The sequence below is a fragment of the Pseudonocardia zijingensis genome (genome assembly GCF_042657305.1).
Lineage (GTDB): Bacteria > Actinomycetota > Actinomycetes > Mycobacteriales > Pseudonocardiaceae > Pseudonocardia > Pseudonocardia zijingensis.
In genome coordinates, this window is the sequence record NZ_JBHSKO010000001.1 from 145,404 (window position 1) to 160,408 (window position 15,005).

16 protein-coding genes and 1 tRNA gene are annotated in these 15,005 nt (G+C 71.8%); 8 read left to right on the forward strand and 9 right to left on the reverse strand.

Translation table 11 applies throughout. The features are described from left to right. Positions 1-33: 33 nt before the first annotated feature. The 5 genes from nuoN to ACFPL3_RS00770 all read left to right on the forward strand — a co-directional run bounded on the left by nuoN (position 34) and on the right by ACFPL3_RS00770 (position 4,743). Entirely contained in the window at positions 34-1,605 is a 1,572-nt protein-coding gene (gene nuoN, locus ACFPL3_RS00750) for an NADH-quinone oxidoreductase subunit NuoN (RefSeq protein WP_343945001.1), read from the forward strand. A 22-nt stretch (positions 1,606-1,627) separates the two neighbouring features. Then, positions 1,628-2,629, forward strand: coding sequence for a polyprenyl synthetase family protein (locus ACFPL3_RS00755; protein WP_343944994.1), 1,002 nt, complete (start codon positions 1,628-1,630; stop codon positions 2,627-2,629). Positions 2,630-3,069: 440 nt separating this feature from the next. Continuing rightward, complete coding sequence (locus tag ACFPL3_RS00760) at positions 3,070-3,456, forward strand: hypothetical protein (protein WP_343944993.1); 387 nt, start codon at positions 3,070-3,072, stop codon at positions 3,454-3,456. 99 nt (positions 3,457-3,555) lie between these two features. Further along, positions 3,556-4,143, forward strand: a complete 588-nt coding sequence (locus ACFPL3_RS00765) for a sunset domain-containing protein (RefSeq protein ID WP_343944992.1) — start codon at positions 3,556-3,558, stop codon at positions 4,141-4,143. 174 nt (positions 4,144-4,317) lie between these two features. Then, the gene (locus ACFPL3_RS00770; RefSeq protein ID WP_343944991.1) at positions 4,318-4,743 is read left to right on the forward strand and encodes a hypothetical protein; all 426 of its coding nucleotides are present in this window, start codon (positions 4,318-4,320) and stop codon (positions 4,741-4,743) included. A 67-nt stretch (positions 4,744-4,810) separates the two neighbouring features. Here the strand turns inward: ACFPL3_RS00770 and ACFPL3_RS00775 are convergent, their stop codons facing one another. From ACFPL3_RS00775 to ACFPL3_RS00785, 3 genes are all read right to left on the reverse strand, one after another. After that, positions 4,811-5,884, reverse strand: a complete 1,074-nt coding sequence (locus ACFPL3_RS00775; protein WP_343944990.1) for a 2-oxoacid:ferredoxin oxidoreductase subunit beta — start codon at positions 5,882-5,884, stop codon at positions 4,811-4,813. Further along, positions 5,881-7,782, reverse strand: coding sequence for a 2-oxoacid:acceptor oxidoreductase subunit alpha (locus tag ACFPL3_RS00780; RefSeq protein WP_343944989.1), 1,902 nt, complete (start codon positions 7,780-7,782; stop codon positions 5,881-5,883). Before ACFPL3_RS00780 ends, ACFPL3_RS00775 begins: the two co-directional genes overlap by 4 nt. A 131-nt stretch (positions 7,783-7,913) precedes the next feature. Further along, entirely contained in the window at positions 7,914-8,669 is a 756-nt protein-coding gene (locus ACFPL3_RS00785; RefSeq protein ID WP_343944988.1) for an enoyl-CoA hydratase, read from the reverse strand. A gap of 117 nt (positions 8,670-8,786) precedes the next feature. Between ACFPL3_RS00785 and htpX the strand changes: the two genes are divergently transcribed. Next, positions 8,787-9,653: a zinc metalloprotease HtpX gene (gene htpX, locus ACFPL3_RS00790; RefSeq protein WP_343944987.1), complete on the forward strand. Its 867-nt coding sequence runs from the start codon at positions 8,787-8,789 to the stop codon at positions 9,651-9,653. Between the two features lie 29 nt (positions 9,654-9,682). Continuing rightward, entirely contained in the window at positions 9,683-10,534 is an 852-nt protein-coding gene (locus ACFPL3_RS00795; protein WP_343944986.1) for a helix-turn-helix domain-containing protein, read from the forward strand. A 4-nt stretch (positions 10,535-10,538) separates the two neighbouring features. On the opposite strand, the gene ACFPL3_RS00800 is transcribed toward ACFPL3_RS00795, so the two are convergent. After that, complete coding sequence (locus ACFPL3_RS00800; RefSeq protein ID WP_343944985.1) at positions 10,539-11,624, reverse strand: sensor histidine kinase; 1,086 nt, start codon at positions 11,622-11,624, stop codon at positions 10,539-10,541. A gap of 97 nt (positions 11,625-11,721) precedes the next feature. Further along, the gene (locus tag ACFPL3_RS00805; protein ID WP_343944984.1) at positions 11,722-12,213 is read right to left on the reverse strand and encodes a YajQ family cyclic di-GMP-binding protein; all 492 of its coding nucleotides are present in this window, start codon (positions 12,211-12,213) and stop codon (positions 11,722-11,724) included. Between the two features lie 82 nt (positions 12,214-12,295). Here ACFPL3_RS00805 and ACFPL3_RS00810 point away from each other — a divergent pair. Beyond that, a tRNA-Tyr gene (locus tag ACFPL3_RS00810) sits at positions 12,296-12,377 on the forward strand. Here the strand turns inward: ACFPL3_RS00810 and ACFPL3_RS00815 are convergent. From ACFPL3_RS00815 to ACFPL3_RS00830, 4 genes are all read right to left on the reverse strand, one after another. Next, entirely contained in the window at positions 12,349-13,587 is a 1,239-nt protein-coding gene (locus ACFPL3_RS00815; protein ID WP_343944983.1) for a tyrosine-type recombinase/integrase, read from the reverse strand. The genes ACFPL3_RS00810 and ACFPL3_RS00815 overlap by 29 nt on opposite strands. A gap of 4 nt (positions 13,588-13,591) precedes the next feature. After that, complete coding sequence (locus ACFPL3_RS00820) at positions 13,592-13,984, reverse strand: DUF6907 domain-containing protein (RefSeq protein ID WP_343944982.1); 393 nt, start codon at positions 13,982-13,984, stop codon at positions 13,592-13,594. Positions 13,985-14,159: 175 nt separating this feature from the next. After that, a complete protein-coding gene (locus tag ACFPL3_RS00825) occupies positions 14,160-14,540 on the reverse strand; it encodes a helix-turn-helix domain-containing protein (RefSeq protein ID WP_343944981.1) in 381 nt (126 codons plus the stop codon). Beyond that, complete coding sequence (locus ACFPL3_RS00830) at positions 14,537-14,962, reverse strand: helix-turn-helix domain-containing protein (RefSeq protein ID WP_343944980.1); 426 nt, start codon at positions 14,960-14,962, stop codon at positions 14,537-14,539. Before ACFPL3_RS00830 ends, ACFPL3_RS00825 begins: the two co-directional genes overlap by 4 nt. Positions 14,963-15,005 lie beyond the last annotated feature (43 nt).

The window sequence follows — 15,005 nt, forward strand, 5'->3', positions numbered from 1 at the left end:
GAGCCCTCTGCGCTGACCACGCTCGCCCAGGGCATGCTCAGCGCGCCCCCCATCGACTACGCCGCGGTCGCGCCACTGCTGATCGTGCTCGGCGCGGCGTGCATCGCCGTGCTCGTCGAGGCGTTCCTGCCCCGCCACCAGCGGTGGCCCGCGCAGGTCGCCCTCTCGATCGTGGCGCTCGGCGGCGCAGGCCTCGCGCTGGGGCTGTACGCGGGCAGCAGCGCCCCCGAGGGCGTCACCACGATCGCCGACGCCCTCGCCGTCGACCGGCCCACGCTGTTCCTGTGGGGCGCGCTGCTGGCCCTCGGGCTGGCCGGCCTGCTGCTGATCGCCGACCGGTCGGTGGAGCCCGGCGGTGCCATCCTGGCGTCGTCGGCCACCCGGGCCGCGGTCGGTGGCGGTGGCGGGTCCACCGAGCTGCCGGAGGACCGCTCCTACGGTGCCCCGGGGCTCGCGCCCACCATGCAGACCGAGGTCTTCCCGTTCACGCTCTTCGCGCTCGGCGGGATGATGACGTTCGTCGCGGCGAACGACCTGCTCACGATGTTCGTGGCCCTCGAGGTGCTGTCGCTGCCGCTGTACCTCATGTGCGGGCTCGCCCGGCGCCGCAGGCTGCTCTCGCAGGAGGCGGCCGTCAAGTACTTCCTGCTGGGCGCGTTCGCGTCGGCGTTCTTCCTCTACGGGCTCGCGCTGATCTACGGCTACGCCGGGTCGGTGCGGTTCACCGAGATCGCGAACGCCGCCGTGGGCTCCCCGGCGTCCGACGCGCTGCTGCTCGGCGGGCTCGCGCTGCTGGTGGTCGGCCTGATGTTCAAGGGCTCGGTGGGCCCGTTCCACACCTGGACCCCGGACGTCTACCAGGGCGCCCCCACCCCCGTCACCGCATTCATGGCGGCCTGCACCAAGGTCGCGGCCTTCGGGGCGATCCTGCGCGTGCTGCAGGTCGCGTTCGGCGACATGCGCTGGGAGTGGCGCGGCGTTCTGTGGGCCGTCGCGATCGCGTCGATGGCGATCGGTGCCGTGCTCGGTCTCACCCAGACCGACATCAAGCGCATGATCGCGTACTCGTCCGTGGCCCACGCCGGCTTCCTGCTGCTGGGCACGATGGCCATCACCGAGGCGGGCGTGTCGAGCACGCTGTTCTACCTGCTGGCCTACGGCTTCACCACGATCGCCGTGTTCGGGGTGATCAGCCTGGTCCGCAACGCCGACGGCGAGGCCACCCACCTCTCGCAGTGGGCGGGGCTCGCGAAGCGCTCCCCGATCGTCGCGGGCGTGATGACGTTCCTGCTGCTCGCCCTCGCCGGCATCCCGCTCACCAGCGGGTTCACCGCCAAGTTCGCGGTGTTCGCAGCGGCCCTCGGCGACGGCATGGCGCCGCTGGTGGTCATCGCGCTGGTGGCCAGCGCCGTGGCGGCCTTCTTCTACATCCGGGTGATCGTGCTGATGTACTTCAGCGAGCCGGCAGCCGACGGCCCGACCGTCACGGTTCCCGGCGCCTTCACCACGGCGGCGATCACACTCGGTGTGATCGTCACGTTGCTGCTCGGGATCGCGCCGACGCTGGCGCTCAACTGGGCAGCGGGCGGCGGCTTCGTGGGGTGACGAGCGTGAAAAGCTGGGGCATGTGAACGCGAACGCGATCGCGGGCGTCGAGCTCGCAGACCCGGGGCTCGCAGCCGCCGCGGAGGAGGGACTCTCCCGCGTGGAGGAGCTGCTGCACCGGGAGGTGCACAGCGACTACCAGTTCGTCACCGAGACGTCGCTGCATCTGATCGATGCAGGCGGCAAACGGTTCCGCCCCCTCTTCACGCTGCTCGCGGCGCAGGTCGGGCCGCGGCCCACGCACGACGACGTGTTCACCGCCGCGGCCGTGGTCGAGATGATCCACCTCGCCACGCTCTACCACGACGACGTCATGGACTCGGCCACGATGCGCCGCGGGGCGGAGAGCGCCAACTCGCGGTGGGACAACAGCGTCGCCATCCTCACCGGCGACTTCCTGTTCGCCCACGCCTCGCGGCTCGTGGCCGACCTCGGGCCGGCGGCGGTGCGGATCATCGCCGAGACGTTCGCGGCGCTCGTCACCGGCCAGATGCGTGAGACCCGCGGCCCCCGCCCGGACGAGGACCCGGTGCAGCACTACCTGGCCGTGATCGCCGAGAAGACGGGCTCGCTGATCGCCACCTCCGGCCAGTACGGCGGCATGTTCTCCGGCTGCGCACCCGAGCACGTGGAGGCGCTGCGCCGCTTCGGCGCCACCATCGGTACCGCCTTCCAGATCTCCGACGACATCATCGACATCGCGTCGCCGTCCGACAGCTCCGGCAAGACCCCGGGCACCGACCTGCGGGAGGGCATCCACACCCTCCCCATGCTCTACGCCCTGCAGGACAACGGGCCGGACGTCCACCGCCTCGGCGTGCTGATCTCCCGTCCGATCACCGACGACGCGGAGGTGGACGAGGCGCTCACGCTGCTGCGCAACGGCCGCGGCCTGGCCCGGGCCCGCGACGTCCTCGCCGACCAGGCCGCCACGGCCCGCGCCGAGCTGGGCAAGCTCCCCCCCTGCCCCGCCACCGAGGCGCTGGCGTCCCTCACGAACTACGTGGTGGACCGCACGGCCTAGCCGAGGTGATCAGCGTTCTGGTGCGTTTCCCGACGTGAGGTGTCGGGTTGCGCGCCAGAGCGGCGATCATGGTCCCAGCGGCTGGCCTCCTGGTGGCGGTCTGCCCTGGAACAGGCTCTGGAGGCGAGGGTTCTGCGTGATCAAGGGGAAATGGTCGCTCTTGAAGATCATCTAGCGCCCATTTCCCCTTGATCAGTGCCCGCGGAGCGCCACTGCTGGCCCTGGAGCCCGGAGTCGTGTCACCGTAAGGGGACGACTGCGGAGGGTGAGGGGTGGCCGTGACGCGAAGCCGTCTGTGGTGGTGCGCTGCGCTGGTGGCGGTGCCGGCACTCCTGGCGGCCCTCGCGCCGGCATGGGTGGTGCCGGCCGTCCCCTGACCACCGCGGAGGAGAGCAGACGGGGCGAGATCACGTCGGGTAGGTCGTGCGCGGGAGGGTGCCATGGTCGAGACGTTCGTGCAGGTCTGCTTCCTCTGTGCGGTCGCGTTCGCCGCGGGTTCTGCGGTGACGTGGCTGCTGTTCGTCCGCAGACGCCCGCGGCGCCTCTCCCACCCGCTCTTCCCGCCCGCGCCGCCGCGGGGCCGCCGCGCACCGGGCCTGCCCCGGCCCGAGCGGAAGGCCCCACCGGAGCCGCCCACGCCCGCGGAACCTGCCCTCGCCCACCTCGACACCCATCGCACCGATCGCACCCCACGGCGGTCCGGGCCGTCCGCGGCCGGTGCGCTGGATCGCCTCGGCGTGGCAGGCGGGTCACGCGCCGCGAAGCCCTCCGACATCCCAGCCCAGCCGGGCCCCGTCGACGAACCAGCCGACGGCGACAGCAGGTGATCAGGACATCCGGCCGGGTGGTCGGAGCGGCAAGGCCCTGCGCAGCGGGTGTCCATCGTGGTATGCACCGGTCCGTCCGCACGCGCGAAGGGACTGGTCGTGGGGCAGAACTGGTGGTTGGTGGTACTGGCCGTCGTGGTCGTCGCGCTGCTCGTCGCGGTGGCCCTGATCGCCGGCAGGCGCAGGCGGGGCGGGACGCCCTCCTCGTCGGACACCGGGATAGCCACCACGGCGGCAGGCGGGTCGACCGAGCAGAAACCAGCGGACGATGCGGAGGAACACGCTCCCGCGCCGCAGATCCCGGCACCGCGCGAGGAGCTGCAGCCGACCGCGCCCCCGGAGGCGGACGCAGACGCGGACGCGCCTCCCGCACCGCGCCGGCCCGACTCCGCGGGCTCGGCGCTCGCGGCGCTCGACTCCGGCCTCGTCGGCCCGGCGAGCACGTTCACGGCGGCCGCGGCGGCGGTGACGGCCGCGACCGCCCGCCCGGGGCCGTACCCCGGCTCGCTGCTCCCGGCCGTGGACGGCTCGAACCCCTCCCCGGAACACCAGGTGAAGGCGCACGAGGGTTCGCACCGCTACCACACGCCCGATTCGCCCTTTTACCAGCGCACTCGCGGCGACGTCTGGTTCCGCTCGGCGGAGGAGGCCCGCGCGGCGGGTTTCACGGCGTGGGACGCCCGGTAGGCCGCGCCGCACCGTAAACGAAGCAAGATCCTCTTCAGTTTCGGATCACCACACGATCGAGTGGCGCGGGTGTCACGACCTGCGACGGGCCCCTAGCCTCACCGGCGGCTCCCCACTCCCCCGAACAGGTGAACAACCCAATCGCGGATCCCCGTCCGCGATGGTGAGGAAACGATGCTGAAGAAGGTTCTGACTGCTGGTACGACGGTCGTCCTCGCGATCCTGGCTTCGGCCGGCATCGCCGAGGCGTCCGAGGCGAACAGCGCGCAGATCGTTCCGCTCCCCCCGCTCGCGGCGCCTGCCGCCCCCGAGTCCACCACCGCGCCGGAGCCGGAGGAGGACGAGGAGTCCACGTCCGACACCGACGCGACCTCGGAGCCGGAGTCCGACTCCACCTCCGACAGCGAGTCGGACTCGACGTCGGGCACCGACGAGGGCACGGACGAGGACTCGACGTCGGACGAGTCGGACGCCACCACGGAGCCCGAGGTGGACGAGGAGACCGAGCCGGTGGAGACCGAGCCGGCTCCGGTCGAGGAGGCGCCCTCCGCCGGTCCGCTCGGCCTGATCGAGTCGCTGGTGGCGTCGCTGTTCGGCTGAGCAGCGCCCGCAACGCGAACGGGCCCCGCCGGAACTCCGGCGGGGCCCGTTCGGCGTGTGCGGTGGGTCAGCCCGCGATCGTCCAGGTGTCGCGGCCGTTGAGCAGGGCCTGCAGATCCGCGTTGCCCTTCTCCGTGGCCTCGGCCACCTGGGCGCGGACCGCGTCGTCGTAGGTGACGCGGTCGGCGTTGCGGAAGATGCCGGTGACGGTGTGGTTGAGGTCCTGGTCGGAGAGCCGGGACAGCGCGAACGCCAGGTTGATGTCGGAGGCGTCGTGGACGACGACCTGCTCGGCGTCGACCTCGTTCATCTTCGCGACGGCGAGCCCGAAGCCCTCGCGCACGACGGCGTAGCTGCCCAGCCCGTCGTCGGCCGCCGGGCCGAAGCGGATGGGCTCGCCGTGGCGGACCGGGATGACCCGCTCCTCGGCCTCCTCGCCCTTGCGCAGGACGTCGAAGCTGCCGTCGTTGAAGATCGGGCAGTCCTGGAAGATCTCGACGAGCGCGCTGCCGCGGTGGGCTGCGGCGGCGCCGAGCACCTCGGTGAGGCCCTTGCGGTCGGAGTCGAGGGCACGCCCGATGAACGTGGCCTCGGCGCCGAGTGCGAGCGAGATCGGGTTGAACGGGTGGTCGAGCGAGCCCATCGGCGTGGACTTCGTGACCTTGCCCTCCTCGCTGGTGGGCGAGTACTGGCCCTTCGTCAGGCCGTAGATCCGGTTGTTGAACAGCAGGATCTTGAGGTTGACGTTGCGCCGCAGGGCGTGGATCAGGTGGTTGCCGCCGATGGAGAGGGCGTCGCCGTCGCCCGTGACGACCCAGACCGACAGGTCGGGACGCGACGTGGCAAGCCCGGTGGCGATGGCGGGAGCACGCCCGTGGATCGAGTGCATCCCGTAGGTGTTGAGGTAGTACGGGAACCGGGAGCTGCAGCCGATCCCGGACACGAACACGGTGTTCTCGCGCTTGATGCCCAGCGTCGGCAGGAACTGGCGCACGGCGGCGAGCACGGCGTAGTCGCCGCAGCCCGGGCACCAGCGCACCTCCTGGTCGGACGTGAAGTCCTTGGCGGTCTGCTTCTCGTCGGTGGTAGGGACCCCGTCGAGCCCGCCCAGGGAGGGCAGCCCGAGGTCGATGGCAGTCATGCACGCACCCCGTTGAGGTAGTCCAGGAACAGGTCCTGCAGCTCTTCGGCCCGGAACGGCAGGCCGGCGACCTTGGTGTAGCTCTTGACGTCGACGAGGTAGCGGGCCCGCAGCACCGTGGCGAGCTGCCCGAGGTTCATCTCGGGCACCACCACGGTGCGGTAGCGGGCGAGCACCTCGCCCAGGTTGGCGGGCAGCGGGTTGAGGTGCCGCAGGTGTGCCTGCGCCACCTTCCGGCCGAGCGCGCGGACCCGGCGGGCCCCGGCGCCGATCGGGCCGTAGGTGGAGCCCCAGCCGAGCACGAGCAGCTCGGCGTCGCCGTCGGGGTCGTCGACCTCGATGTCCGGCACCGTGATGCCGTCGATCTTCGCCGCGCGCAGCCGGACCATCCGGTCGTGGTTGTCCGGGTCGTAGGAGATGCCGCCGCGGCCGTCGGCCTTCTCCAGGCCGCCGATGCGGTGCTCCAGCCCCGCCGTGCCCGGCACCGCCCACGGCCGGGCGAGCGTGTCGGCGTCGCGCAGGTACGGCCAGAACTCGCCGGACCCGTCGGGCGCGTTGGGTGCGGTGGCGAAGCCCGGGTCGAACGTGGGCAGCGTGGCCGCGTCGGGCACCTTCCACGGCTCCGACCCGTTGGCCAGCGAGCCGTCGGACAGCAGGATCACCGGCGTGCGGTAGGTGACCGCCATCCGCACGGCCTCCAGCACGGCGTCGAAGCAGTCGCCCGGCGAGCGGGGCGCGATGACCGGCAGGGGTGCCTCGCCGTTGCGGCCGTGCAGGGCCTGCAGGAGGTCGGCCTGCTCGGTCTTGGTGGGCAGGCCCGTGGACGGGCCACCGCGCTGCACGTCGACGACGAGCAGGGGCAGCTCGAGCGCCACCGCGAGACCGATGGTCTCGGACTTCAGCGAGATGCCCGGGCCCGACGTGGTGGTGACGCCCAGCGCGCCGCCGAACGCCGCACCCAGCGCCGCGCCGACGCCGGCGATCTCGTCCTCGGCCTGGAACGTGGTGACGCCGAAGGCCTTGTGCTTGGACAGCTCGTGCAGGATGTCCGACGCCGGGGTGATCGGGTACGAGCCGAGGAACACCGGCAGGCCCGTGACCTGCCCGGCCGTGACGATGCCGTAGGCCAGCGCGGTGTTGCCGGTGATCTGGCGGTACGTGCCGACGTCCAGCTTGGCCGGGGCCACCTCGTAGGTGACGGCGAAGGACTCCGTGGTCTCGCCGTACGCGTGGCCCGCCCGGAACGCGAGGATGTTGGCCTCGGCGAGGTCGGGGCGGCGGGCGAACTTCTCCCGCAGGAACCGCTCGGTGCCCTCGTGGGGCCGGTTGTACATCCAGGACAGCAGGCCGAGCGCGAACATGTTCTTCGCCCGCTCCGCGTCCTTCTTGGACAGGCCGGTGTCCTCGAGCGCACCCCGCGTGAGCGTGGCCATCGCCACCGGGTAGACCGCGTACCGCTCCAGCGAGCCGTCCTCGAGCGGGTTGGCCTCGTAGCCGACCTTCGTGAGGTTGCGCTTGGTGAACTCGTCGGTGTTGACGATCAGGATGCCGCCCGCGGGCAGGTCGCCGATGTTGGCCTTGAGCGCGGCCGGGTTCATCGCCACCAGCACGTCGGGGCGGTCGCCCGGCGTGAGGATGTCGTAGTTGGCGAAGTGCAGCTGGAACGACGACACACCGGGCAGGGTGCCCGCAGGCGCCCGGATCTCCGCGGGGAAGTTCGGGAGGGTGGACAGGTCGTTGCCGAACGCCGCGGTCTCGGAGGTGAAGCGGTCACCGGTGAGCTGCATGCCGTCGCCGGAGTCGCCGGCGAAGCGGATGACGACGCGGTCTCGCTCCACCACCTCGCGTCCGCCGCCGGAGGATGCCGGGAGCTGGTCGACGGCGGTGTCAGAAGTCATTCGAGGTCGGTCCTCGGGTCGACGGGGCGTGCTTTGTCTGGACCTTCCACGTTAGCTCGCCCTGAGTCGGGGTGTCGTTGCCACCCGTCCCACGTCACACCCGGATCCTCTCGCCTGGTGGGACCGCCGCGTTACCGGCCCGACCTGCTGATCGTCCTCTGCAGTGCGTCGAGGCGTTCGCGGAACTCCGGGGAGCGCACCGACTCCGCCTGCGCCCGCACCTCCACCTCCACGGCCTCGGCCTGGGTGGTGGTGCCCGCCGTGAGCCGCATGGTGGCCTTCGTGGTGCGCACGAGGTCGCGCGGGGCGCTCGCCGCCCGCGCCGCGAGCTCCACGGCGGCCCCCACGACGTCGTCGGCCACCCGGTGCACGAGGCCGATCCGGTCGGCCTCGGCGGCGTCGACGACCTCGCCGAAGAGGGTGAGCGCGGCCGCCCCCTGCGGTCCGAGCACGCGCTGCGCCATCCACGTGTAGCCGCCGCCGGGGTGCAGACCCAGCGCGAGGAACCGCGACTCGAACCGCGCCCGCGGCCCGGCCAGGCGCAGGTCGCAGGCCAGCGCGAGGTTGAGGCCGGCACCCACGGCGGCGCCGTTGACGGCCGCGATCGTCGGCAGCGGGCACTCCGCCACGGCGAGGAAGCCCGCGTAGACGGTGTGCAGCCGGGCCGGGTCGGCGGTGGCGAGCTCGGCCAGGTCGCCGCCGGCGCAGAACGCCGGGTCCTCCCCGGTCACGACGATCGCGCCGACCTCGTCGTCGGCGGTGGCGGCGCGCACGGCGTCGGCGAGCTTGCCGGACAGCTCGATGTTCAGCGCGTTGCGGCGCTCCGGGTAGGACAGCGTGAGGACGGCGACGCCGTCGGTGGTGGTGGTGCGGACGTCGGTGGCCATGCCCGCATCCTGCCCCGGACGGAGCAGTGGCGCGGCGAGGCGTCCCTCACGCTCACCCGCGCGGAACACGGTCCCGCGGTCGCTCGTTGAAGCAGCCGGGGGAGGAAGGACCCGGACGTGCACAAGTCGATGAACGGGCTGAAGACAGCCGTGTTGCTGGGCGGGCTCTCGGCCCTCGTCCTGTTCGTCGGTTCGCTCCTCGGCGGACGTACGGGGCTCGTGATCGCCTTGTTCGTCGCGCTGGGGATCAACGGCTACGCGTACTTCAACTCGGACAAGCTCGCCCTGCGTGCGATGCACGCTCGGCCGATCACCGAGCCCGAACACCCGGTGATGTACCGGATCGTGCGGGAGCTGTCGCGGGCCGCGCGCCAGCCGATGCCCCGCCTCTACGTGAGCCCCACGGCGGCGCCCAACGCGTTCGCCACCGGCCGCAGCCCGCGCCACGCCGCGGTGTGCGCCACCACGGGCCTGCTGCAGATGCTCGACGAGCGGGAGCTGCGCGCGGTGTTGGGCCACGAGCTGTCCCACGTCTACAACCGCGACATCCTCATCTCGTCCGTGGCGGGTGCGCTCGCCTCGATGGTGAGCTTCCTGGCCAACATCGCGATGTTCGCCGGCTTGTTCGGCGGCGGCGACGAGGACCGCCCCAACCCGATCGCCGTGCTGCTCATCGCGCTGCTCGGGCCGGTCGCGGCCGGCGTGGTGCAGATGGCCGTGAGCCGGTCGCGGGAGTTCCAGGCCGACGAGAGCGGCGCCGCGCTCACGGGCGACCCGCTCGCGCTGGCGTCCGCCCTGCGCAAGCTCGAGCGCGGCACGCAGCTGGCCCCGCTGCCGCCCGACCCGCAGCTGGTGTCGCAGTCGCACCTGATGATCGCCAGCCCGTTCCGGTCGGGGGAGCAGCTCACGCGCCTGTTCTCCACCCACCCGCCGCTCCAGGAGCGGATCCGGCGGCTGGAGGAGATGCACCTGCAGCGGCGGTGACCGTCGGACCCACGAGGCATCCTGGACCCGTGACCGACCCGCGCATCGCCACCACCAGCGAGTACGGAGTGCTCGGGGTGCGCGCGGGGTTCGAGGCGCACCCCGTCGACGCACGCCACTCGCTGGACCGCTACCCCGCGGCCGCCGACCTGTCCGGTCTCGTCGAGCGCCACTGGGTGGTGTCGTGGCAGCTCCCGCCGGGCCGGGAGGGCTCGGTCACCCTGCTGCCCCACCCGTGCGTCAACCTCGTGCTCGACGGGGGCAGGCTCGCCGTGGCCGGCGTCGGGCGCGAGCGCTTCACCTACATCTACCGCGGCACCGGCCAGGTCTTCGGGGTCAAGTTCCGGCCGGGCGGCTTCCAGCCGTTCCTCGGCAGGCCGCTGGCCGACATCACCGGGGCCGTGCTGCCCGCCGAGCAGCTGTGGGGGCCCGCCGCCACCACGCTGGCGGAGCGGATGGCCGCGGCCCGGGGCGTCGACCGGCTCGTGGCGCTCGTCGAGGGCTTCCTGCGCGAGCGGTGGCCGCCGCCCGACCCGCAGGTGGAGCTCGTCCAGCGGATCGTCGCCGCGCTGCTGCACGACCGCACCATCGCGCGCGTCGACGACGTCAGCGAGATGTTCGGCATCAACCCCCGCGCGCTGCAGCGGCTGTTCCAGCGCTACGTCGGGGTCAGCCCGAAGTGGGTGCTGCGCCGCTACCGCCTCCACGAGGCCGCCGCCGTGCTCGCCGCGGAGCAGCACCGGCCGTGGGCGGAGGTGGCGGCCGAGCTCGGGTACTTCGACCAGAGCCACTTCATCCGCGACTTCACCGCGGCCATCGGCCTCACCCCGGTCGCCTACGCCCGGGCGTGCCGCACGCAGGAGGCCCCGGTCAGCGCGTGAGGCGTCAGCCCACGGTGGCGTGCACGGGGAGCGCGCAGCGCACCGTCGTGCCGCCACCCCGCGGGCTCTCCACCGCGAACGTGCCGCCGAGCGCCTCGATGCGGTCCTTGAGGCCGGTCAGCCCCGAACCCCCGCCCATGTCGGCGCCGCCGATCCCGTCGTCGTGCACGGACACGCGCAGCGTGCCGCCGGAGGTCTCGGCAGCCACCTCCACGGTGGAGGCGTTCGCGTGCTTCGTCGCGTTGGCGAGCGCCTCCGACACCAGGTAGTAGGCGCCCACCTCAACCGGCTCGGGTAGCCGGTCGGGCAGCCGCAGGTCCAGCACCACGGACACCGACGAGCGCCGCGCGAGCGCACGCAGCGCGGGGCGCAGCCCGCCCTTGGACAGGACCTCCGGGTGGATGCCGCGGGAGAGCTCACGCAGGTCGTCGAGCACACCGTTGAGCTCGGCCGCGATGTCCTCCAGCTCGGCGCGTGCCTCCGGCGGCAGGGAGGGCATCTCCGCCACGCTGCGCAGCCGCAGCACCGCCGTCACGACGAACTGCTGCGCGCCGTCGTGCAGGTCGCGTTCGATCCGCCGCCGGGACTCGTCCGACGCCGCCACGAGGCGGGCGCGCGACGCGCTGTGCTCCGCGCGGCGTCGTTCGTTCGCGACCGCCGTGGCGACGAGCTCCGCGAACTCGGCCAGCCGCCGCTCGGCGTCGGGTGGTGGCCCGCCCTGCTCCGCCCCGACGGCGACCAGCCCCCAGACCGTCCCGCCGACCTCCACCGGGGTGGCCGCCGTGTAGCCGGTCCCCGTTTCCGCCGCGGTGAACCGCCCCGTCTTCAGGGCGGAGGCCGTCACGCCGATCGGCAGGCGGTCCGCCCACCCGGGTTCGCTCTCGGCGGCGAGCGCGGTGCTGCCGTCGGACCGGCACATGACGACGCAGGCGGCGGCCGGTGCGAACTGCCGGGCGGCCTCCCCGGCGACGGCCCGCAGCGCCGCCGGGTGTGGTTCCCCGCGCGCGATCATCATCGCGAGTCGGCGGAGCCCGGCCTCCCTCCCGGCATCGTCGGGGGAGGTTCTGACACCGGGCTCCGGGACCTCCATGCCCTCCTCCATCCGGACACGCACCGGTCGGGGGAGCGTTCACGATACTCACGTGCAATGGCTGCTGCCAGCGATCGTCCGATCGCGCGGGGCCTCGTCAGCGGTAGTTCGTGAACTGCAGCGCGATACCGAAGTCCTTGCTCTTCAGCAGCGCGATGACGGCCTGCAGGTCGTCCTTCTTCTTGCCCGAGACGCGCAGCTGGTCGCCCTGGATCTGCGCCTGCACACCCTTGAACTTCTCGTCGCGGATCGTCTTGCTGATCTCCTTGGCCTTCTCGGCCGCGATCCCTTGCAGGATCTTGCCGCTGATCTTGTAGGTCTTGCCCGACACCACGGGCTCACCCACCTCGAAGGCCTTCAGCGAGATGTTCCGCTTGATCAGCTTCTCCTTGAAGACCTCGACTGCGGCCTTGGCCCGCTCCTCGGTCTCCGACTCGATCGTCACGGCCTCCTCGCCCGCCCAGGAGATCCCCGTGCCCGTGCCGCGGAAGTCGAACCGCTGCGAGAGCTCCCGCGCGGCCTGGTTGAGGGCGTTGTCGACCTCCTGCCGGTCGACCTTGCTCACCACGTCGAACGACGGGTCTGCCACCGTGTGCCTCCTCGTCGACCGGGCCCCTGCGAAACCCGGTTCGTCGCTGTCGTATCCTCGTCCACGCGCCTAGGCGCACCGGGGCGGGTTGCCCGAGTGGCCAAAGGGAGCGGACTGTAAATCCGTCGGCTCAGCCTACGAAGGTTCGAATCCTTCACCCGCCACGGGAGGAGGGTACGGCCCCTGACCAGCAGCAACGCTGGCAGGGGCCGTACCTGTTTGGATCAAGGCCAGATCGCGGTGGGGCAGAAGTGGGGCAGTGCGGGCGGTGAGGATGTCCCGGACGCCGTCCCAGCGGGTGTCCTTGAGGTGGGAGTAGCGCTCCGTGACGATGACTGTGGAGTGCCCGAGCAGGTCCCGCAGCTGCTCCATCGACACCCCGTCCTGTACGAGCCAGCTCGCGTAGGTGTGGCGGAGGTCGTGGATGGTGCAGTCCCCGATGCCCGCGAGGCGGACGGCGCGATCCCAGGTCCCTCGCCGCCAGAACGAGTACTCGATCGCGGCTCCACGGTTGCCGGGGAACAGCAGCCCGGACCGGCAGCGGCCACGGCCTCGATGCTTGCTGCCGCAGCGGCCGGCGGTGGGGAGGCTCTCGATGTGCTGGCGCAGCATGTCGACCAGCCACGGAGGCAGCGGCACCGACCGCTTCCGCTTCGACTTCGGGTAGGGCTTGATGTCGCCGACCCGGTCGTCGTACACCTCGTGGACGTCGAGGCGCCGCTGCTCGAGGTGCACGCGGTGCAGGTGCGCTCCGATGAGCTCGCCCCACCGCAGGCCGGTACCTACGAGGGCCCACACGATCAGCCGGTCGCGCTCGTGAGGCAGGAAGTGGATGAGCGCCTCGACTTCCTCGGGAGTGAGGTAGCGCTCGTCGGTGGGTTCGGGGGTCGGGAGGTCGATCCCGATGCATGGCGAGTAGGCGATCCGGCCGTCGACCACGGCGGCCTTCATGCTGGCGGAGAACAGGTGGTAGGTGCGGATCACGGAGCGGGGTGCGAGGCCGGCGTCGTCGGTGAGCTCGTCGACCCACTCCTGCACGTCGTCGCGGGTGATCTTGTCGAGGCGGGTGGATTCCCAGCGCGGGTCGAGGTGCTTCCTGCGCCGAGTGAGGTCGCGTTGCAGCGTGCCGGGCTCGACCTTCTTCGCTCGCTGCGGCCACCACGCCTCGACCCAGCCTCCCCAGGTGGCTCGCCCGAGCTTGGCGTTGCGTTGGCCGGGGCGTCGGCGGGCTTCGTCCTCGGCGACGGCGGCCCGGCGCTCCGCCTCGGCCTTGTGCGTGAACGGGCCCTCGTTGAGGGTTTGGACGTTGCCGCGGGAGTCCCGGTACCGCCCGCGGTATCTCCCGCTGCTGGGGATTTTCTCGGCCCAGGCCATCCGATCAGACCGCCTCGTTCTTCGGGGGTGGCGGGTCAGCGGGCCGGGCGACCGCGGTGTGCTCGGCCATCGCGGCGAATGCCACCAGGTCCCCGGCGAGGCGACGCGCTTCGGATGCGGTGAGCATGACGTCGGCGGAGTCGTGGCCTCGTGCCCATGCTCCGGCCAGATGCCGGAGGGTGACGCTGACACCGGTGGCCGCGGCCCGGTAGCCCGCGCGTCCCAGCTCGTCGTCGCGTACGACGGCGACGGCGACCTCGACGTCGTCCTCGCTGGTGGTGAGGAGCGTGGGCACGCTGGAGTGGCGGATGTCGCCGACGGCGACCTGCTCGCAGTGTGCCAGCGAGCACCAGGACGGGTGCGCGGGCGGAGGTGGGTTGAGGGAGCGTTCGGGCACGAGGCCACATTCTGGAGTGGTCAGATCTCTTCCGGGCGTCGAAGTGGTGGAAAGTACCGGGAAAGACGAGGAAGGTTCAGGCAATACCACGCTCCGTGACGACGGGGGTGGGCGTTACTCGTCCATTTGGGTCCCCGATGTGAGGCCGCCTGAGTGGTCCAGGCATCAGAATGCATCAGTCTCTTGCATTTGCATCTGCACGATCGGACGCAAGATCGAGCCGACCGGACGCATCGAGAAGCGCAAACACCATCTGCAAGATCACGTCTCGCTCCCGCTCGTTGAGCTGATCAGCCACAGGCGGTAGCACAAAAGGAGTAGCCGCGCCGGGAGGGCGGCCCGCGAGCTCGCGCAGCCGCTGAATCGGCGCCGGCAGCCCCTCTGCGATCTTGCGGAGAGTCTGCTCGTCGGGGGTCTTTGACCGCGTCAGAAGTCGTCGGGCCGTCTCTGGTGCGACGCCGGTGCGGGCGGCGAGTGCCCGGATCGACGAGATCCCGAGCTCGTCCATGCGCTGGCGCAGGTACTCGGGCAGGGAATCGGGCCTGTCGGTCGTCACTGCTCCTGCCTCTGGTCGCGTTCGTATCCGGGCCTGAGTTGCTGAGGCGCGCCTGCTGGCGATTCCTCGCCGCGCGAGATGCTGCTGAGCTGGGCTCGAAGGGCCTGCACCTCGGCGGTCAGCTCGCGTATCCGGTCGCGCATCACGTCGCGTTCGGCGAGGCGCCCGGCGATGTTGGAGAGCACCTGTGCGTCGCTTGCGTCGTCGAGGTCGACGCCCTGGCGGCCGCGGGTGCCCCGCAGCTGGACACCGAGAACGCGCTCGAGGGCGCCGAGCTTGGACTTGGGGGTGACTCGGTCGGTCTCCCAGTTTCCGATCGTCTTGACGGAGACGCCGACTTGGTCGGCGAGCTCCTCCCTGCTCTTGCCCGCAGCTTCGCGCGCGCTGCGGATCCGGTCTCCAAGGCTCACGCGCAGCATCATGGCAGGAAAGAACAGGAAAGTCGCAGGCGGGAAGAGGATTCTT